Raw genomic sequence first — 18638 nt, forward strand, 5'->3', positions numbered from 1 at the left:
CTCGAACGACACGTGGTGGACCGAGGTGTGCGGTCCGCGGGCGATCGCGAGACTGTGGTGCCAGTCGTTGCACCGCATGAAGTGCATCATCTCGCCCATGTGACTGCTCCAGAGCGTGTCGCTGAGCTTGAAACCGAGCACCTTCTCATAGAAGTCCCGCGTGCGATTCGGATCGCTGGAGTTCATCACGGCGTGGGAGATCCGGACCGGGACGGCCTCTCCCGCCTCGACCGCGCGATACCGTCGCGTCGCGACATCGGCCGAGATCTCTCGCCGACCAACTGGACGCCCTCGCCGATCCTCCGGCGGGCCTGTCTCTTTGTCCTCAAGGGGCTGCCACACACGTAGCGCAGCCGATCGACCTACAGGCTGGACTGGATGCCGGGCCGAGAGGATCGCTATGAGAAGCAGCGGATCTTTTATCTGTTGGTCAGAAATGCGTCGTGAGCAAGGCGAGCAGGCTTGGCCAAGGCTTGATCTCACATGAGTCCATCGTTGGCCTGGCGAGGCCGTGCAGGCCTTCTGACCTGACCCTCTGATGGTCATCTCCGGGATCGGAGTTGACGATGGCGGTCTAAACGATCTACCGCCGTACGCGGTCCGTACACAAGAGCAACCACCGAGCAACCAACCATGATCAACAACGAGATCAGAGGTCGGCGAAAACCGAGAAACCCCAGGTCGAATGCGGTATTGGTGAGTAGGGCGGGTGGGACTTGAACCCACGACCCACGGATTATGAGTCCGATGCTCTGACCGGCTGAGCTACCGCCCCTAGATGAAGTTATGCACCACACAGCAGGCCCCAGAAGGATCACGCCAAGCCCACCGCAAGCTAAGGCTAGAGCATCAACCCCGTCCGTGGCGCCCACCCGACCGGACAAAGAGCCCCTCCACCAACATCATCCCACGCCCACCCCCACAGAAGCAGCCCCAGCCACCACCCACAACACGACCACAGCCAAAAGGAGGCGGACGAGCAGCGAGCGATGAAGGACCGCAGCTCGCTACTCGTCCGCCACAAAAAGACCGATCTCTACGGACGGTTCAGGCCCAGCGTGTAGGAGCCGGACCCGCTGTAGGCGTGCACGCGGTACCGGTAGTACCCGGCAGCCCCGTTGTAGCTGAGGGTCTCGTCAGGGTTGGGGCTGGTGCCGCTGGCCACGACGGCCCACGAAGCCCCGTTCCACCTCTGCAGGTAGATGTCGAAGTCAACCCCGGCGGGCCCGTCGAGGCAGGCCGCGTGGGTGCCGGACACGGTTGCCTGGTAGTAGGAGCCGTTCGGCTGGTAGGCGCTCTGGTTGGAGGTCAGGGATCCGCTGTACGTCTCCTCGTAGCCCTGGCAGCCGGTGGGCGGCGGGTCGGTGCCGCCGGAGGTGACGAGGGTGAGGCCGCCCACGGAGAGGATCTCGCCGATGGGCTGGAAGTAGGTGGTTCCGCCGACGGAGCAGTTGCCGGAGCCGCCGGACGTCATGCCCTGGGCCTGGTCGCCGGAGATGAACGATCCACCGGAGTCGCCGCCTTCCGCGCACACGTTGGTGCGGGTCAGGCCGGAGACGGTGCCTTCCGGGTAGTTGACGGTGGAGTTGAGTGCCTGGACGGTGCCGCAGTGCCACTGGGTGGTGGAGCCGGAGCGGCAGATGGAGCCCTGGGGCTGGGTGACGGCCGAGCCGCGGACGGGGAGGATGCCGGCGCTGTAGCCGTTGACGACGCCGGGGGCGGTCCAGTTGGTGTTGGTGGCGACCCAGGCGTAGTCGTTGCCAGGGAACGACGAGATCTGGAACGTGCCCTGCGCCACCCGGTTGAAGCCGGTCGTGGTGATCCCGTTGGTGCCGCAGTGGCCTGCGGTGGTGAAGCCGAGCTGGGTGCCGCGCCTGGCGGCGAAGCCGATGGAGCAGCGGTAGCCGTCCGAGGTGTAGTAGGCGTCCCCGCCGCGGATGTCGTAGAACAGGCGCGGGCGTTCGGACGAGGCCTCGTACGTCACGGCAGCGGGGTCGGACAGGCCGCTGGCCGCGACCCAGGTGCGGGCGGCCTGCTCGTCGCTGGTCAGGACGACGACGGAGTTGCTCTGCGGGGAGACGGCCCAGCTGTGTACGGAGGCCGGCGGGGCGGTGCGGTCGAGGCTCTCCTTGGCCGCGGTGAGCTGCGCGTACGAGCGCGGCACGACGCGGGCGGTGGCTCCGGCGCGGGTGATGGCGGCCGTGTCGGCGGCGGACGTGCTGGCCACGACGAGCGCGCTTTCCGCGCCTTCGTACCAGGTTCCGGCATAGCGGTCGCCGAGCTTCTTGCTCAGGCCCGGTGCGGCGGCGTTCCCGCGGGCCTCGTTGGACAGGCGGTTGATCGCCTGGTCCTTGCTGATGCCGAGGTCGCGCTGCAGGGCGTCGACCACGCCTGACGGTGGTTTCGCGGTGGCGACGGCCGGCGCCGTCGTCACGAGTAACGCGCCGATCGCGACCGCGATCAGCGCCGGGGTACGGAGCATGGGTGTCTCCTCGCTGCTGGGGGTGCCGTCACGGTAACGGCGGTCCCAGACGCGGAGGAGTATTACTTTGCCCCTATCGCCGTGTTATGGAGCGGTGCCGTAACCCGGATTTCGTACCAGCCAGTCGTAGTAGACCGGGCTCCGGCGTACGGCGTCCATGTGGGCCTGTTTCGCCTGACCGACGACCCAGGCGGCCTCGGGTGCGGTGGGGTGGCGGCCGAGGAGCTGCCGCCAGCGCAGTGGCGCGCCCGCGAGCGGCACCATGATCAGCCCCTGGGCGGCCTGGTGGGTGGCCTGGCAGAGCACGACGGCCCGTCCGACCTGCGCGAGGTGGGCGCAGGTGGGTACGTCGGTCTCGTAGATCGTGCCAGGCGTGAACCCGGCCCGCGCGCAGGCCATCGCGAAGCAGTCCGCGAAACAGCCGTCGCCGGGCGTCACCGCCCACTGCTCCCCGGCGAGGTCGGCCAGCTCCACCTCCTTCTCCTTGGCGACGGGATGTTCCTCTCCGACCAGGCAGAAGACGGGATCGAGGCTGATCGTCTCCCATAACAGCGTGCCGGTGGGGGTGCCGGAGTCGCCGCAGGCCCCGGTCAGTACGTAGTCGAGGCGGCCGAGCTCGACCATGCTGTTCAGCTCGTGCGTCGACCATGACGTGTACGTGCTGACCTTCCGCTCCGCGGCGAGCCGGTCGACCAGCCCGCCGAGTATCGGCCCGTTCGTGGCGCCGATGCGGAAGCCGGGGGAGGGGGTGTGAGCGAAACGTACGGCTTCGTCCTGCAGTTCTTTGGCAGCGGGAAGAAGGACGCGTGCTCTGGCGAGCACGAGTTCGCCGAGGCGGGTGGGCCTGGCGCCGTGGCGGTCACGCTCGAAGAGGGCGCCGCCGAGCACCCTCTCGATGCGCTTGAGCTGTGCGGTCAGGGCCGGTTGTGCCAGCCCGAGCAGGGACGCGGCCTTGCTCACACTTCCCGCGTCCGCGACCGCGCGGACGATCCTGAGGTGCCTGAGCTCGAGGTCCATAACGGGAAGGTAAGGCGACGATCTCTTACAAACAATGCCTATATGTCAGGAATTGTGACAGATATTGGTCGGGGGTTCCTGGGGTAGGGGGAGCGCATGACGACGATGGGAATCGATCCGGCCCAGCTCAGCGACGATGATCTGGTTCGCGAGCTGCGCCAGTTGCACACGACCCGGAGCGATACTTTTTTCCACGGGTCAGACGACGCGCTCGACCGCCACACCTCCCGCACGAACGAGCTGGAGGTCGAATACCTCCGCCGCTACCCCGACCGCGAGGTCGACCCGTTGCGGCTGAGGGAGGGAGCGAGGCAGCGCTCATGACAGAAGGTCACGACGTACAGGCCCTCTCGGACCTGGACATTCACGTGTACGAGGCCGTCGCCTCCCAGGCCGTGGAGTCGGGCGGCGGCGGCGCGAACCTCGGCGGGATCGTGCGGGCGGCCGGCCTGACGGAGGAGGAGGTGCGGGCGAGCCTGGCGCGGCTGATGGAGCAGGGGTACGTGGTGCCGTACGGCGACGGGTACGGGCTGGGGCCGCACACGTTCGAGGTCGAATACTGAGGGATTTTCACGGACCGGAGGCCGACAGGGCGCGCAGGACGGCCGCCTGTTCCGCCGTGACGCCCGACGCGCGCTGCCGGGCCGCCTCCCCGGGCGTCAGCCCGGCCGCGCACCACGCCGCCACCTCCTCCAGCGGGACGGCGCCCCACCAGGCGGCCATGACCCCCACCGCGGGCCGCCCGGTCGCGCGAGCCTCGGCCGCCGTGAAGCCGAGCGCCCGGAACACCCGCGCGTCCCCCTGATCGACCCGGCGGCGCGCCCACTCCTCGGCCTCGGCCCCGTCCCATCCGGCGTCGGCGTAGGCGCGGGCCACGTCGGCGGGCACGCCTGCCCGCAGCAGCCGTCGCAGCACCTCCACCACCTCGGGGGCGGGCGCGGCCGGTTCCGGCACGGCCAGCCGCGCCCGCCAGGGGATCCGGCGCGGGCGCTCGCCCGCCAGGTGCCTGCGGGCGGCGTCGTGCGGGGCGGCGCCCAGCTCGTGCCAGCGCACCGCGTCCTGCGGGGTCATGCCTGCTCGGTGCCAGGTGACGACCGTTTCCGGGGTGGCGGCGGCGGTCGTCCAGAGGCGGGCGTCCGCGGGGGTGGTCACGCCCGCCGCGCGCCAGGCCGCCGCCTCCTCGGGGCGGAAACCCGCCCCTCGCCAGCGCCGCACCTCACCTTGCGTGAAGCCGTCCCACCCCGTCATCTGGGATTCCTTTCGTGCGGTGTGCGGGACGTCATCCCGGGCCCTTTCCATGCGGTACGCGGACCGCGCCCGCCCAGTGCGGGGCCGTGTGGCGGTCGCCGAACAGGCAGGTCACGACGTACGGGCGGGGGCGGTGCGGCGGCCACGGGGTGTCGCCGTCGGTCAGCACGACCAGCACATCGGCCCCCCGTTCGGCCGCCTCGAAGCCGGGACGCAGGTCCGTGCCGCCGCCGCCCACCAGCTCCACCTGGGCCGCCGCCCGTACCCGCTGGGCCGGGTACGCCTGAGTGTCGCAGCAGATCACGTCCAGCCGCTGGTGCCCGGTGGCGCGCAGGACGCCGTCCAGCTCGGCGAGGGCCTGTTCGAGCGCGGGGCGGGTGACGCTGCCCGACGTGTCGACCAGGACGGTCACGCGGGGGAGCGGGCGGACCAGGGCGGGCAGGACGATCGACGGCACGGCGGCGGCGCGCCTCGACGGGCGGCGGTAGCTGTAGTCCACCCGGCCCGCGGCCTGCGCCAGGCCCCTGCGGACGAGCCTGGCCAGCGTGGCCCGCCAGTCCACCTCGGGGCGCAGCGTGGCCTCGGCCCAGCGCCGCCAGCCGCCGGGGGCCGTTCCCCTGGCTTCGATCTCGGCGGCCACCGCCCTGGACAGCAGCTCCCGCTCCAGCGCCGTCATCGCCTCGGGGCCGGTGAACGGGGGGTCGGCGCAGGGGGTGAGGTGGGGTGGCGTGTCGATGAGGTCGAGCAGTTCGGCGTACCGTTCGGCGAGCAGGCCGTCCGGGAGGCCGAGTGACTCGGGGGAGATGGCGTCGGCGGGGGCGGCGTCCGGAAGGTCGTCGTTGACCTCGGCGTCGGCGGCGCGGGCCCAGCGTTCGGCCTCGAACGGGCGGGCTCGGGTGTGGTGGTCCCTGAGGAGGTGCCCGACGTGGTGGAGGAGCCACCAGCCGAGGTCGGGGACGGGAGTGGTGGGGGTGGTGGACGGGTGGAGGTGCACGTTCCAGTGCTCGTCGGCGGTGGGGCGGGGCGGGGCCGTGTCGTGGGGGAGGGGCGTGAGGGCGAACAGGGCCGAGGCCAGGTACGGCGCCTGCGTGGCGGCCCACAACCGGGCACCGGCGAAGCGCTCCAGCGCGGCGTTCACGGCATCAGCCCCGTGGGCCGCGGGCTCGGGAATGGCGTTCATGGCATCAGCCCCGCGGATCGCAGGATCGGCGCCAGCTCCAGCACCGTGGACGGCAGCACCGCGCCGTGGGGGCGGCGGGCGGCGAGGGAGCGGGCTGCGGTGGCGGCCACGTCCGGGGTGCGGCGGGCGACCCGGCCGATCACCGTCCACGCCCGCTGCCACGCGTCCGCGCTGCCGTCGGCGGCGACGTGCGCCACCACGGAGCCGAGCACGGCGTGCACCCGGTCCACCCGGTCGGGCAGCGGGGCGTCCGGGTCGGCGAGCAGGGTGGCGGGGTCGGGCAGGTCCAGGTCGCGCAGCCAGGACAGCAGCTCGAACCCGGCGGCCTCCCCGACGGCCCCGACCACCAGCTCGGCCCGCACCCGCTCCATCCCGGGCGCCGCCCGCTCCACCGGGGCCGCCACCGGCCTCGCCCCGTTCCCCGCCGCACCGGAGGCAGCGACGCCGTCGCCGGTGCCGGTGGAGAAGCAGCTAGCGCCAGTGGAGAAGGCGCTGGTGCCGGTGGGGGAGCCGCCGGTGCCCATCAAAGAGCCGCTGGTGTCGACAAAAGAGCCGCTGGTGCCGGTTAGGGAGTCGCCGGTGCCGCCGCCAAGGGCCGCCCCGGAGGTGCAGGCCAACGCCATGGCCGCCATCTCCCAAGTACGCGGACTAGGCCAAGCCCGAGAAGCCCCGTCAGGCACCACCAGCACCAACTCAGGCCGTACCCGCAAAAAAGCCCCCACCATCGCCCGCGCCCGCCCCACCGACCCGACCTCCACCCGCCCGAAGCCCCCCGGCGCGGCGAACCCACCGATGAACCCCTCCGCCACCACCTCGGCACTCACCGTCCAGTCGAGGTGAACGAGCCGGTTGGCGAGCGGCGCCGACAGATCCCACCCATCGGCCGCCTGCACGGGCGGGTTGGCGGCGGCGACGATCCGCACCGACGGCGGCAGCGCCAGGTCTCCCACGGCCCGCTCCAGCACCACCCGCAACATCGCAGCCTGTACGGCGGGCGGCGCCGTGGTCAGCTCGTCGAGGAAGAGGATCCCCCGCCCCGCGGCGGCCAGCCGCTCGGCCCACCGGGGCGGCGCGAACCAGGTCTCCCCGTCGCGCAGCATGGGCAGCCCGGCGAAGTCGCTCGGCTCCCGGATGGAGCCGACCACGACCTCCACCGGCAGCCCGAGCCGTTCCCCCAGCGCCAGCACGGCCGAGGTCTTCCCGGTCCCCGGCGCGCCCCACAGCAGGACCGGCAGGTTCGCCGAAATGGCGACGGACAACGCATCCATGAACGAACCACCTCGCGTCAACTTTGATTGACCCTCCAAGGGTCAACGTAGGTTGACGCAAAGGCGGATGTCAAATCTCCAGGACGAGCTTGCCGACGAAGTCCCCGCTCTCCATCAGCGCGTGCGCCTTGGCGGCCTCGGCCAGCGGGAAGACCCGGTCCACGTGCACGTTCAGCGACCCCTCCGCCGCCAGCCCGGCCACCGCGGCCAGCGCCGCGTGGTCGGGCTCCACGACGAACAGCCCGTGCCGCACCCCGGCCTCCGTGTACGCCGCGACGTCCTCCGGCGTCATCCCGGACACCGCGACGAGCGCGCCTCCAGGCCGGATGAGGGGGAGCGACCTGGCCGGATAGTCCTTGCCGACGATGTCCACCACGACGTCCACGCCGGACACGGCCGAGGCGAAGTCCGTGGCGGTGTAGTCGATCACCTCGTCGGCCCCGAGCCCCCGGACGAAGTCGTGCTTGGCGGCCCGTGCCGTGCCGATCACGTACGCCCCGCGCAGCTTGGCGAGCTGCACCGTCAGATGCCCGACCCCACCGGCGGCGGCGTGCACGAGCACCCGCTGACCAGGCGAGACGCCGGCGATGTCGGCGAACCCTTGCCACGCCGTCAGCGCGCCCATGGGCAGCGCCGCCGCCTGCGTGTGCGTGATCCCGGCGGGCTTGAGCGCGAACTGCCGCGGCCTGGCCACCACGTACTCCGCGTAGGCTCCGGCGTAGAGCGGGAAGTTCAGCATGCCGAACACCTCGTCGCCGGGCTTGAACCGGCCGACGTACGCGCCGGCCTCCTCGACGACGCCGGACACGTCCCAGCCGGGGATCAGCGGCGGTTCGAGGTAGTCCGGCGGGTACGGCGCCCGCCGCAGCTTCCAGTCCGGCGGGTTGACGCCGGCGGCCTTGACGCGGACGAGCACCTCGTGCGGCTGCGGCTCGGGACGGGGGACGTCGGCGAGCTCCAGCACCTCTGGCTCGCCGAAAGAGCGGTAAACGATCGCACGCATGTTTTCTGTCACGAAAGACATGCTGGTCATGCTGGTTCCGCTTGTGAAGAAGGCACCTGATTGGTATTCAGGTACCTGATGGATACCACCTTTCCCGATCTCAGGAGCTACGGCGGCGCGGACGCGTTCCTGCGGGCCTGCAAGCCCCGCACCGTGCTCGACCTGTTCACCAGCAAGTGGACGGGGCTCGTCATGGGCGCCCTGCTCGACGGCCCCCGGCGGTTCAACGAGCTGCGCAGGATGCTCGACGGGCTCACCCAGAAGATGCTGGCGCAGACCCTGCGCGGCCTGGAACGCGACGGCGTGGTGACCAGGACCGTCTACCCGACGATCCCGCCGCGCGTCGAGTACGAGCTGACCGACCTGGGGCGCAGCGCCATCGGCGTGCTGCAGGCCATCGGCGAGTGGGCGGGCGAGCACGCCGACGACGTCATCGCCGCCCGTCAGGCCTACGACGAACGAGCCGAACAGCCGCTCAAGCCGCTCAGACCCGTTTGATCCGCGCCCACACCACGAACGCGCCCCCGAACACCGCCATCGCCAGCCCCGTCCACAGATTGATCACGTCGCCCACCAGCCCCGCGACGATCAGGATCACGCCGTACAGCAGGAACAGCCCGCCGATCACCATCCGGATGTCACTCACACGATCACCCCGTAAGCCAGCACCGCCAGGACGAGCGCGCCCACGCCGAGCAGCAGCGGCGAGCGGTACCACCGCGCGTCCCCGGCCAGCGCGTCGTCCTCCAGATTCACGTCGGCGAGCCCGTACACGAGCCCGCGCAGCTCCTCCTCCGGTTTCTCCGTGGTGACCAGCGTGATCACCACGGACACCGCGATGTCCACGCCGAACGCGATCCCCGCGCCCCAGAAGCTGGCGTTCAGCTCGGTGCCGAAGTCCACCAGCCCCGCCTTGTACGAGATGTACGACGCGAAGGCCGCCACCGTTCCGGCGAGCAGCCCCCAGAACCCGGCCCACGGCGTCATCCGCCGCCAGAACAGTCCGAGGATGAACGTCGCGAACAGCGGAGCGTTGAAGAACGAGAAGAGCGTCTGCAGGTAATTCATGATGTTGGAGTAACCGGCCGCGATGAACGCCGTGCCGACCCCCAGCCCCACGCCGACCACGGTCGCGACCCGGCCCACCAGCAGGTAGTGCCGGTCCTCGCGTCCTGGCCGCAGGTGCGCCTGCCAGATGTCGTTGGTGAAGACCGTGTTGAACCCGCTGATGTTGGCCGCCATCCCCGCCATGAACGAGGCCAGCAGCCCGGTCACCGCGACGCCGAGCACGCCGTTCGGCAGCAGGTCGCGCATCAGCAGCGGGATCGCGTTGTTGTAGTCCTGCCCCTGCCCCCACCCGCTGTACAGGACGAGCGCGATCAGTCCTGGCAGCACGGTGATCAGCGGGATGAAGATCTTCGGGTACGCGGCGATGATCGGCGTCAGCCGGGCCGCGTTCGTGTTCCTGGCCGACAGGGCCCGCTGCACCTCGGCGAAGTTCGTGGTCCAGTAGCCGAAGGAGAGCACGAACCCGAGCCCGAACACGATCCCGATCCAGTGCGCCTGCATCGGGTTGTCGCCGTTGAACGTGTCCGCCCAGGTGTGCAGGCCCGCCTCGCCGAGCGTGCTCTGCCGTACCCGCTCGGCCAGCCCCGAGAAGCCGCCCACCTCGATCAGCCCCAGCACCGTCAGCGGGATCAGCCCGGCCAGGATCACGAAGAACTGCAGCACCTCGTTGTAGATCGCCGAGGAGAGCCCGCCGAGCGTGATGTAGGCCAGCACGATCACCGCGGACACCACCACCGACACCACCAGCGGCCAGCCCAGCAGCGCCTCGACGACCAGGGCCAGCGCGTACAGGTTCACCCCGGCGATGAGCACCTGCGCGACGGCGAACGTGATCGCGTTCAGCAACTGGGTGGCCGGGTTGAAGCGCCTGCGCAGGAACTCCGGCACGCTGCGCACCTTCGAGCGGTAGTAGAACGGCATCATCACCAGGCCGAGGAACACCATCGCCGGCACGGCGCCGATCCAGTAGTAGTGCAACGTCATCGCGCCGTACTGCACGCCCTGGGCCGCCATGCCGAGGATCTCGATCGCGCCGAGGTTCGCCGAGACGAACGCCAGCCCCGTGATCCAGGCCGGCAGCCCGCGCCCGGCCAGGAAGAAGTCGAGGCTGGAGCTGATCCGCTTGCGTGCGGCGAACCCGATGGCGAGCACGGTCACGAAGTAGATCGCGATGAGCACATAGTCGAGGAGGTTCACGTCGAGACGCACGGCCAAGCGGCTACCCATGGTGGACCTTCGTATGCCGCCCTCATACGCTCAGAGGCGTGGATGTCGCCGACCTGAGCCCCGCGCAGGCGCGGGAGCGCTTCCGCACCGGCGAGCGGGTGCCCACCGCCGGCTGGTGCCAGGGCTGGACGCAGGCCAACCTCATCGCCGTGCCCGCACGGCTGCGGTACGAGTTGCTGCTGTTCGCCCACCGAAACCCCCAGGCGTGCCCGGTGCTCGACGTCGGCGAGCCCGGAGCCTGGTCCACCGAGCTGTTCTCCGGCGATCTGCGCACGGACCTGCCCGGCTACCGGCTCTACCTCGACGGCGAGGCGGTCGCCGACCTCGACCAGGTGGTGGCCGAGTGGCGCGAGGACCTCGTGCCGTTCCTGATCGGCTGCAGCTTCACCTTCGAGCGGGCGCTGCTGGCCGCCGGCGTGCCGGTGCGGCACCTGGAGTCCAGGACGAACGTGCCGATGTACGTCACCAGCGTGCCCTGCCGTTCCACCGGCAGCCTGTCGGGGCCGCTGGTCGTGTCGATGCGGCCGGTCCCGGAGAAGCTCGTCGCCACCGCCGTCGAGGTGAGCGGCCGCTACCCGATGGTGCACGGCGCGCCCGTGCACGTCGGCGACCCGGCGGCGATCGGCATCGACGACCTCGCCAGCCCCGACTACGGGGATCCGGTGGAGGTGCGGGAGGGCGAGGTGCCGCTGTTCTGGGCCTGCGGGGTGACGCCGCAGGCGGCGGTGCTGGCCAGCGGGGTGGACTTCGCGATAGGCCACCTGCCGGGGCACATGGCGATCATGGACGTGCGGGACGACGACTACCTGGTGACCTGAGCGCCGATCCCCGCCGCCGTGAGCTGCCGCCCGACCGGCGGCGCGCCCCGCCGGTTGTCGATCTCCAGATGCGGTACGACCGGCGGCTCGTCCACCCTGATGTTCCGCAGATAGTCGTCGAACGCCGCCAGCTTCCCCGCGTCCCTGCCCAGCCCTCTGGCCGTCAGCCGTTCGCGCAGGGTCGGCCCGTCGGAGCGCACCCACAGCAGCCGCACCGGCGGCCCGCCCAGCTCCGCCACCCACTCCGCCCACCGCGCCGCGTCGTGCACCTGCGTCGTGAACGGGCCGTCGAGCAGCACCGGGCAGCCGTGCCCGCGCACCTGCCTGGCGATCCTCGTCAGCCCCTCGTACTCGTGCCGCTTGATGTGCCGGTCGTACCAGGGGCCCTCGCGCTCGCCGTCGGGACGTCCGTGGGCCCGCAGCACCTCCGCCGCGAAGCCGCCGTACACGGTGTCCTTGTCGAGTAGCGCGGGCACCGGGGACAGGCGCGCGAGCAGCTCGGCCGCCACCGTCGACTTGCCCGCCCCGGGCGGCCCGCTGATCACCCAGAGCGTGCTCACGTGATCACCGTATACGCGGATCTGCGTACGCGGACGCCTCGCCTCGGCGGACGACCGCGGCCCCGCCGGACAGCAGACTCGTTGCCCATGCTGACCGTCTTGACCAGAGTCTTCCGAGTGCCGGACCTGCGGGGGAAGGTGCTGTTCACGCTGGGCGTCATCGTGCTGTTCCGGCTCGGGCAGCTCATGCCCGCCCCCGGCGTGGACATCGTGGTGGTTCGCCAGTGCCTCGGGTCCGCCAGCGGCGGCGTGTTCGACATGGTGCAGCTGCTCAGCGGAGGCGCCATGCTGCAGCTCTCCGTGTTCGCGCTCGGCGTCATGCCGTACATCACGGCGAGCATCGTCATGCAACTGCTCGCCGTGGTGATCCCCAGGCTGGAGGCGCTCAGGAAGGAGGGCCAGAACGGCCAGGCCAAGATCACCCAGTACACCCGGTACGCCACGGTCGGCCTCGCCGTCCTCAACGCCGGCACCATCGTCACCCTCGCCCGCACCGGCCGGCTCCTGCCCGGCTGCCCCCAGCCGCTGCTGCGCGACGACGGGCTGCTCGCCGTGACCGTGATCGTGCTGACCATGGTCGCGGGGGCCTGCGCGGTCATGTGGCTGGGCGAGCTGATCACCGAGCGGGGGGTAGGCAACGGCATGTCGCTGCTGATCTTCACGCAGGTGGTGGCCGTGTTCCCAGCGTACCTGTCGAAGATCTTCGTGCTCAGCCCGATGAGCTTCGTGGTGATGATCGTGTCCGGGCTGTTCCTGGTCGCCGCCGTGGTGTTCGTGGAGCAGGCGCAGCGGCGCATACCGGTCTCGTACGCCAAGCAGCTCATCGGCAAGCGCACGTACGGGGGGCGGAACACCTACATTCCCATGAAGGTCAACCAGGCGGGCATCGTGCCCGTCATCTTCACCTCGTCGCTGCTATACCTGCCGACGCTGGTGGCGCCCCTGCTGGGCGCCGAGGCGCGGGCCTGGGTGGAGCTCAACCTCACGTCCGGGACGCATCCGCTCTACATGGGGACGTACGTGCTGCTCATCGCCGGCTTCGCGTACTTCTACGTGTCGATCACCTTCAATCCCGAGGAGGTGGCCGACGGGATCCGCAGGTACGGCGGGTTCGTGCCGGGCATCCGGCCGGGGCGGCCCACCGCGGCCTACCTGGGTTACGTGCTCAGCCGGTTGACGGCGCCGGGGGCGTTGTACCTGGCGGTGCTGGCGTTGCTGCCGCTGGTGGCGTTCGCGATCCTGCGGGATCCGGGGACGCAGCAGAACTTTCCGTTCGGGGGGACCAGCATCCTGATCATGGTGGGGGTGGGGCTGGACACCGTGAAGCAGATCGAGGCCCAGCTCCAGCAACGCAACTACGAAGGCTTCCTGAAGTAGAAGTGGACATCAGGCGGGCAGGGCGAGGCCGGCTCGCATCGCGAACACCACGAGCTGCGCCCGATCCCTGGCGTGCAGCTTCACCATGGCGCGGCTGACGTGCGTGCGCACGGTGTCGGGGCTGATCGTCAGCTCCCTGGCGATCTCCTCGTTCGACCGCCCGGTCGCCACCCACGCCACCAGCTCCCGCTCCCGGGGCGTGAGCGTCTCGATCCCCTCGACCGGCCTGGCGTCGCCGCCCCTGCCGAACAGGCCGATGACCTTCCTGGTGATGGCCGGCGACAGCAACGCCTCCCCGGCGGCCACCACCCGCACGGCGTTGACCAGCTCGTCGGGGGCGCTGTCCTTGAGCAGGAAGCCGCTGGCGCCGGCCTGTAGGGCGGTGAAGACGTACTCGTCCACGGCGAACGTCGTCACCACGACGATACGGGTGCCGCGCAGCCCGGGATCGTCGGCGATGGCACGCAGGGCGGCCAGGCCGTCCATGCCGGGCATGCGGATGTCGAGCAGCAGGACGTCGGGGCGGGTACGGCGGATCAGCGCCAGCGCCGCCCGGCCGTCGCCCGCCTCGCCGACGCACTCCATGCCGGGCTCCCGCTCCAGCAACGCCCGCAACCCCATCCGCACGACGGCCTGATCGTCCGCAACCGCAACCCTGATCACACCCTCAGCCCCACCCACACCCTCGGCCCCACTCACGCCCTCAGCACTCGGCACGCCCTCTGCGTTCGCCACGCCCTTTGCGCTCGCTCGGTCCTCTGTGCTTCCTCGGGCGTCAGCGCTTGCCACGCCCTCAGCGCTCGCCACACCTTCGGCGCCTGCCCGGCCCGCTGCGGTGGTCGAGTTCTCTGCGCTGATCACGCCGAGACCTGCGGGAACCGGGCCACCACGCGGAACCCGCCGCCTTCGCGCGGCCCCGCCACGAAGTGGCCGCCCGCCTCGCTCACCTTGGCGCGCATCCCGGCCAGCCCGCGCCCCTCACCCGACCCCACCGCCCCGATGCCACGGTCGGCGACCTCCACCACGAACCCGTGCGGCCCACCGGCCGCCCGCACCAGCGCCCGGGTCGGCCCCGCGTGCCGCAGCACGTTGGTGAGCGACTCGCGCACCACCCGGTAGACGGGGCTCTGCAGGTGGGCGGGCACGGCGAGGACCGGAGGATCGAGGTCCACGGGCAGCCCCGCCGCACGCACGCCGTCGATGAGCGCGGCCAGGTCGCCGGTCGGCGGGTCGATGCCGTCGAGCGCGGCCCGCAGGTGGGCAAGCGCCGTGGTGCTGGTGTCCCGGATCGCGCGCAGGGAGGCCCGCGCCTGCTCGGGGTCGTCGTCCAGGCTGACGAGCGCCAGCCCGGCCTGCATGGCGATGGCGGCCAGCCCGTGCCCGGCCGCGTCGTGCACCTCCCCGGCGATCCTGGCCCGCTCCGCCACCAACACCGCCTCAGCCCCCGCGTTGTCCAGGCCGGATGCGCTGGCCTCCCCGCCCAGGCCCAGCAGGATCGCGCCGTCCAGGGCGGATGCGGTGGTCGCGTGGTCCGTGCCGGATGCGGTGGTCGCGCGGTCCGTGCCGGATATGGCGGTTACGCGGTCCAGGGCGGGCGCGGCGGTCGTGCCGTCCACTCCGGGCGCGGCGGGCGCGGCGTCCGGACAGAGTGCGGCGGTCTCGTCGGGCGAGGCGGTGGTGCCCATGGGCCAGGGCCGCACGGTCGCAGGGGGAGCGGTGCGAGCCGCGGGGATCCCCCACGCCACCGACCGCCCCTGGTCGGGCCCCGCCACGGTCGGCGGGCACTGCGACTGCCCAGAGCCAAGCAACAGCCCCTGCGCCTGCCCGGAACCGGCCGAACACGCCTGCGCCTGCCCGGACCCAGCCGGATACCCTTGCCCGGAACCGGCCGAATACCCCGGCGCGTGCCCGGAACCAACGAGATTCCCCTGCGCCTGCTCACCAACAGCCGACGCGATCGGCGGCGTCTCCGCCTCACCGGCCGCGGCAGCCGCAGCAGCGCGGGCCTGTGCGAGCCCGCTGAACGACCAGGGAACGGCCAGCCACCCGGCCCAGGCCAGCATGATGACGACCGGCACGTCACCCAGCCGGCTCAGGCGCGACAGCGCGGCGAGCGGCCTGTGCGGACGCCCGGGTCTCCGCGTGTCGTCGGTCGCCATCCCCCCACCCGCTCAGGCTCGTGTAGCCCCGATCCTAGCGAGCTTTCACACTGTGCGGCTCTCCCGAGTCCCGTCCAGCCCCCAGGAAATGATCTTGCCGGGCACGAGGTGGATGACCTCGCGGGAGAAGAACGGCACGGGCGGTTCGGTGTCCGTCAGTGCCACCGCCGTGCCGCGGATCTCGATGCCCCGCGCCACCCAGGGATCGACCGAGGCCAGGTCGTCGACGACGAACGACACCGTGCTGCCCCGCTGGATGTTCTTGAACTTCTTCGAGACGCCCAGCGCGTGCCCGCCGATGACGATGGTGCCGTTCTGCACGAAGAAGCCGACGGGGTTGTTCTGCACCTGGCCGTCAGGGCCGACGGTGGCGAGGCGGCCGAGCTGCTGGCCGGAGAGGTAGTCGAGTTCCGCTGTTGTGAAGGTCATGGCGGCCAGTCTGCAACCTTGACATTGGTTGAGGTCAAGGCGGGATCAGGCGGCCAGTCCCTGGGTCAGCCAGCGCAGCGGGTTGTCGTGGGTGATGAGGCGGATGACGTCCTCGGAGGTGCCCGCCTCGCGCAGGCGCGGCAGCAGCGTACGGAACAAATGCCCGTAACCGGGGCCGTCGTAGCGGCGCACCTGCGCCACCCGGCTCAGCCCCGTGCTGAGCAGCAGGCGCTCGGCGTGGCCGTCCTCGATGAGGCCGAGGGCGATCCTGGCGGCCTGCTCGGCGCCCAGGCCCAGCGCGCCCAGGCTGACGTACGCGCCCGACTCGGCGATCTTCCTGGCCGCGCCCAGGTCGGTGCCCGCGTACCCGACGGCGATCCGCGAGCCCGGCAGGTTCTGTCCGAGCAGGATCTCCAGCAGCGCGGGCCCGTTCTTGCCGTGGGTGGCCACGGGCAGGCGCGAGCGCAGGGAGGCGTGGGCGGCGGCGATCAGGCAGCGCTCCTCGCGCGCCGTGGGTTCCGCGCCCCAGGAGCCGACCTCGCCGATGACGCCGGGGAACACGCCCGTCCCGTCCACGCCGCTGACGATCTCCTCCATCAGGCGGGCGGTGAGCGCGTCCACGTCCTCGTCGCCGACGTTCGTGAACGGCTCGGCGAACAGGCCGGTCGAGGCGATCACCGGCACCCGGCTGCCCGCGGCGATGCGGGCCAGGGCGGCGGCGTCGCGGCCCATGCCCATGCAGGTCAGGTCGACGACCAGGCCGAGCTGCTCGGACTGGCGCAGCTCGCGCAGCTCCGCGCTGACCGTCGTCTCCTCGTCGAGCCAGCGGTGCGGGTCGGAGTCGATGCCGACCGCCCAGCGCATGTCGGTACGCAGGTGCTCATGGGGGAGAACGGTGCCGTCGATGGCGGCCACGCGTACAGGGCCGGTGACGGTACGGAGCAGAACCTCGGGCATAGCAGACATTAACCGATGTTTGCCGGACAAAGCCCGCTCTGGCGGGAAATTTTACCGAATATGGAGTTTGGTGCTTTGCTAGTCGTCTGCAAGTGGCCATGGGGGGACGGGCCGTATCCTGGGTGGCACACCGACTGCCGGGGGGAAATGTGCCGATTCAGAACTCCGACACCGGCGAAGCCGACATGATCAAGAACGGGGCCGCCGACAACTCCAGCATGCCTGGGCGCCGCTCGGGTTTCAAAGGCTGGCTGGACGGTGTCCGCTCCACTCGTACGGGGGCGCTCACCCTGAAGATCGTGGTCGGCGTGATCGGCGCCATCATGGTCATCGGCGGGTTGATCATGGTGCCGTTCCCCGGGCCGGGGTGGCTCGTGGTGTTCGCGGGTCTGGCGGTGCTGGCCACCGAATTCCACTGGGCGCACAAGGTGCTGGAGTTCGGCAAGCAGACGCTGCACGCCTGGACGGAGTGGTACAAGCGGCAGGGCTGGACGGTGCGCATCATCGTGCTCATCGTCACGGTGGCCGCGGCGGCGGTGATCGTCTACTTCGGCCTGCTCACGCTGGGCATCGACGTCATCGAAATCGCTCAGCGCTTCATCTAGCCCGCCCGCGCCCGCGTCCCGGCCGCAGTCAGGCGCCTGAGCCGGAGCGCAGGCCCGCCCGCATCCAGATCCGCCCGCATCCAGACCCGGTCGTTATCGGCGACCGGAATCCGCCGATCCGCTGTCTATTCTGCGGGCGTGATCGCTCACCTCGTCATCGCCCTGTCCATGACGCTCACCCCCGCCGCCGCTCCCGCGCGGGTGGACCTGACGCTCCCCGGCACAGGTGGCGTGAAATATCGCGAAAAGGCGGGCGATCCCGTACGCCTGGCCGCCTACGGGCTCGGCACCAAACGCACGTACCTGAGATCCGCCACCGGCAACGCCTTCACCTGGGAGAAGACGCTGTCCGAAGTGTCCGTCTCGCCGGGCAACCGCTGGACGGCCGGAGTGCCCACCGCCTACCGCTCCGGCTACGACACCCTCGTCGTCACCGACCGCACCACCGGCCGGGCCGCCAGCATCCGCACCGTCAAGAAGCCGATGACCGCCTCCTACGTGTCCTGGTCGCGTGACGCCAGGCGCGTCGCTCTCACGGTCGAGCGCAAGGTGAGCGGCAAGTGGCGGGTGCTCGGCTACACGGTCGTGGACGTGGTCTCCAAGACCGCCCGCACGGTGCGCATCTCCGGACTGAGCGCGGAGGCGGGCTTCTGGTGGAGCCCCGACGGCAACCTCGTCACCCGGCACGGGGCCGGGCTGCGCGTCCACCGGGTCTCCGACGGCGCCGTCCTGCGCACGTACGCGAGCGCCGGGCTGCCCACGGGGCCCGAGGACGCGTTCTCGCCCTCGGGCAAGCGGCTGGTCACCTGGTGCCCGTCCCGGTTCAAGGAGCACGTCTGCCTGATCGACCCGGCCACCGGACGGATCGCGCAGCGGGTGGCGGCGCGGCCGGAGGCGGTGTTCGGCTGGTGGGACGACAGCCATCTCGTCGCCGTCACGGCGCACGCCGGCGCCTACCGCCTGTCGGTGCTCGACCTCAACGGCAGGGTCACGCGCGTGCTGGCCGGCCTGCCCGCCCGCACGTGGGCCGCCGACCTGTGGCTCTCCTTCACCCGGACGGCAAAGGCCTAGCCACGGGCCTTCACCCCGGACGCGAAGGCCTGGCTACCGGCCTCCCCCTTGGACGGGAAGGCGCCTGGCGATGGGCCTTCGCCTCGGATGGGAAGGGCCTGGCTGCGGGCCTTCACCTTGGACGGGAAGGCGCCTGGCGATGGGCCTTCGCCTCGGATGGGAAGGGCCT

The 18638-nt window shown here is 71.1% G+C and carries 21 protein-coding genes and 1 tRNA gene; 7 read left to right on the forward strand and 15 right to left on the reverse strand.

Features of this window, described 5'->3' with window-relative positions; genetic code table 11:
- The 4 genes from ABD331_RS31925 to ABD331_RS31940 form a co-directional block, all read right to left on the reverse strand.
- Positions 1-546: VOC family protein (locus ABD331_RS31925; protein WP_344482759.1), on the reverse strand; the 546-nt coding region annotated here is incomplete at its 3' end.
- Between the two features lie 155 nt (positions 547-701).
- A tRNA-Ile gene (locus tag ABD331_RS31930) sits at positions 702-775 on the reverse strand.
- Positions 776-1036: 261 nt separating this feature from the next.
- The gene (locus ABD331_RS31935) at positions 1037-2482 is read right to left on the reverse strand and encodes a S1 family peptidase (protein ID WP_344482763.1); all 1446 of its coding nucleotides are present in this window, start codon (positions 2480-2482) and stop codon (positions 1037-1039) included.
- A gap of 84 nt (positions 2483-2566) precedes the next feature.
- Positions 2567-3499, reverse strand: coding sequence for a LysR family transcriptional regulator (locus ABD331_RS31940; protein ID WP_148440222.1), 933 nt, complete (start codon positions 3497-3499; stop codon positions 2567-2569).
- A gap of 96 nt (positions 3500-3595) precedes the next feature.
- On the opposite strand from ABD331_RS31940, the gene ABD331_RS31945 reads away from it, so the two are divergent.
- Together ABD331_RS31945 and ABD331_RS31950 are read left to right on the forward strand one after the other, a co-directional pair.
- Positions 3596-3823 (forward strand): DUF6158 family protein, encoded by a 228-nt coding sequence (locus ABD331_RS31945; RefSeq protein WP_344482769.1) that lies wholly within the window; start codon positions 3596-3598, stop codon positions 3821-3823.
- Positions 3820-4062 carry a hypothetical protein gene (locus ABD331_RS31950; protein WP_344482771.1) on the forward strand — a complete coding sequence of 81 codons (243 nt, stop codon included), beginning with the start codon at positions 3820-3822 and terminating at the stop codon, positions 4060-4062. The genes ABD331_RS31945 and ABD331_RS31950 overlap by 4 nt, the downstream gene beginning before the upstream one ends.
- 7 nt (positions 4063-4069) lie before the next feature.
- On the opposite strand, the gene ABD331_RS31955 is transcribed toward ABD331_RS31950, so the two are convergent.
- The 4 genes from ABD331_RS31955 to ABD331_RS31970 all read right to left on the reverse strand — a co-directional run bounded on the left by ABD331_RS31955 (position 4070) and on the right by ABD331_RS31970 (position 8198).
- Complete coding sequence (locus ABD331_RS31955; RefSeq protein WP_344482774.1) at positions 4070-4747, reverse strand: hypothetical protein; 678 nt, start codon at positions 4745-4747, stop codon at positions 4070-4072.
- Between the two features lie 31 nt (positions 4748-4778).
- Positions 4779-5927: a vWA domain-containing protein gene (locus ABD331_RS31960; protein ID WP_344482777.1), complete on the reverse strand. Its 1149-nt coding sequence runs from the start codon at positions 5925-5927 to the stop codon at positions 4779-4781.
- Positions 5924-7195 carry an AAA family ATPase gene (locus ABD331_RS31965; RefSeq protein ID WP_344482779.1) on the reverse strand — a complete coding sequence of 424 codons (1272 nt, stop codon included), beginning with the start codon at positions 7193-7195 and terminating at the stop codon, positions 5924-5926. Before ABD331_RS31965 ends, ABD331_RS31960 begins: the two co-directional genes overlap by 4 nt.
- A gap of 70 nt (positions 7196-7265) precedes the next feature.
- A complete protein-coding gene (locus ABD331_RS31970; protein ID WP_344482782.1) occupies positions 7266-8198 on the reverse strand; it encodes an NADP-dependent oxidoreductase in 933 nt (310 codons plus the stop codon).
- A gap of 78 nt (positions 8199-8276) precedes the next feature.
- Here ABD331_RS31970 and ABD331_RS31975 point away from each other — a divergent pair, with 78 nt between their 5' ends.
- The gene (locus tag ABD331_RS31975) at positions 8277-8696 is read left to right on the forward strand and encodes a winged helix-turn-helix transcriptional regulator (RefSeq protein WP_344482785.1); all 420 of its coding nucleotides are present in this window, start codon (positions 8277-8279) and stop codon (positions 8694-8696) included.
- Here ABD331_RS31975 and ABD331_RS31980 read toward each other — a convergent pair.
- Both ABD331_RS31980 and ABD331_RS31985 read right to left on the reverse strand, forming a co-directional pair.
- Entirely contained in the window at positions 8683-8844 is a 162-nt protein-coding gene (locus ABD331_RS31980; protein ID WP_344482788.1) for a hypothetical protein, read from the reverse strand. The two genes, ABD331_RS31975 and ABD331_RS31980, sit on opposite strands and share 14 nt — an antisense overlap.
- Positions 8841-10493, reverse strand: a complete 1653-nt coding sequence (locus tag ABD331_RS31985) for a sodium:solute symporter family protein (RefSeq protein WP_344482790.1) — start codon at positions 10491-10493, stop codon at positions 8841-8843. Before ABD331_RS31985 ends, ABD331_RS31980 begins: the two co-directional genes overlap by 4 nt.
- Positions 10494-10531: 38 nt before the next feature.
- Between ABD331_RS31985 and ABD331_RS31990 the strand changes: the two genes are divergently transcribed.
- Entirely contained in the window at positions 10532-11311 is a 780-nt protein-coding gene (locus ABD331_RS31990; protein ID WP_344482793.1) for a putative hydro-lyase, read from the forward strand.
- On the opposite strand, the gene ABD331_RS31995 is transcribed toward ABD331_RS31990, so the two are convergent.
- Positions 11296-11871 (reverse strand): P-loop nucleotide/nucleoside kinase family protein, encoded by a 576-nt coding sequence (locus tag ABD331_RS31995; RefSeq protein ID WP_344482796.1) that lies wholly within the window; start codon positions 11869-11871, stop codon positions 11296-11298. The two genes, ABD331_RS31990 and ABD331_RS31995, sit on opposite strands and share 16 nt — an antisense overlap.
- 87 nt (positions 11872-11958) lie before the next feature.
- On the opposite strand from ABD331_RS31995, the gene secY reads away from it, so the two are divergent.
- Positions 11959-13248, forward strand: coding sequence for a preprotein translocase subunit SecY (gene secY / locus ABD331_RS32000; protein WP_344482799.1), 1290 nt, complete (start codon positions 11959-11961; stop codon positions 13246-13248).
- Between the two features lie 9 nt (positions 13249-13257).
- On the opposite strand, the gene ABD331_RS32005 is transcribed toward secY, so the two are convergent.
- From ABD331_RS32005 to ABD331_RS32020, 4 genes are all read right to left on the reverse strand, one after another.
- On the reverse strand, positions 13258-13911 hold the full coding sequence (locus ABD331_RS32005; RefSeq protein ID WP_344482802.1) for a response regulator: 654 nt from the start codon (positions 13909-13911) through the stop codon (positions 13258-13260).
- A 194-nt stretch (positions 13912-14105) separates the two neighbouring features.
- Positions 14106-15407 carry a sensor histidine kinase gene (locus tag ABD331_RS32010; protein ID WP_344482805.1) on the reverse strand — a complete coding sequence of 434 codons (1302 nt, stop codon included), beginning with the start codon at positions 15405-15407 and terminating at the stop codon, positions 14106-14108.
- A gap of 45 nt (positions 15408-15452) precedes the next feature.
- Positions 15453-15836, reverse strand: coding sequence for a PPOX class F420-dependent oxidoreductase (locus ABD331_RS32015; protein WP_344482808.1), 384 nt, complete (start codon positions 15834-15836; stop codon positions 15453-15455).
- 45 nt (positions 15837-15881) lie between these two features.
- Entirely contained in the window at positions 15882-16793 is a 912-nt protein-coding gene (locus ABD331_RS32020) for a phosphotriesterase family protein (protein ID WP_344482811.1), read from the reverse strand.
- 149 nt (positions 16794-16942) lie between these two features.
- Here ABD331_RS32020 and ABD331_RS32025 point away from each other — a divergent pair, with 149 nt between their 5' ends.
- Together ABD331_RS32025 and ABD331_RS32030 are read left to right on the forward strand one after the other, a co-directional pair.
- The gene (locus tag ABD331_RS32025) at positions 16943-17398 is read left to right on the forward strand and encodes a TIGR02611 family protein (RefSeq protein WP_344482814.1); all 456 of its coding nucleotides are present in this window, start codon (positions 16943-16945) and stop codon (positions 17396-17398) included.
- 138 nt (positions 17399-17536) lie between these two features.
- Entirely contained in the window at positions 17537-18469 is a 933-nt protein-coding gene (locus tag ABD331_RS32030; RefSeq protein WP_344482817.1) for a TolB-like translocation protein, read from the forward strand.
- The last annotated feature ends 169 nt before the right edge of the window (positions 18470-18638 follow it).

Source organism: Nonomuraea monospora, from assembly GCF_039531895.1.
Lineage (GTDB): Bacteria > Actinomycetota > Actinomycetes > Streptosporangiales > Streptosporangiaceae > Nonomuraea > Nonomuraea monospora.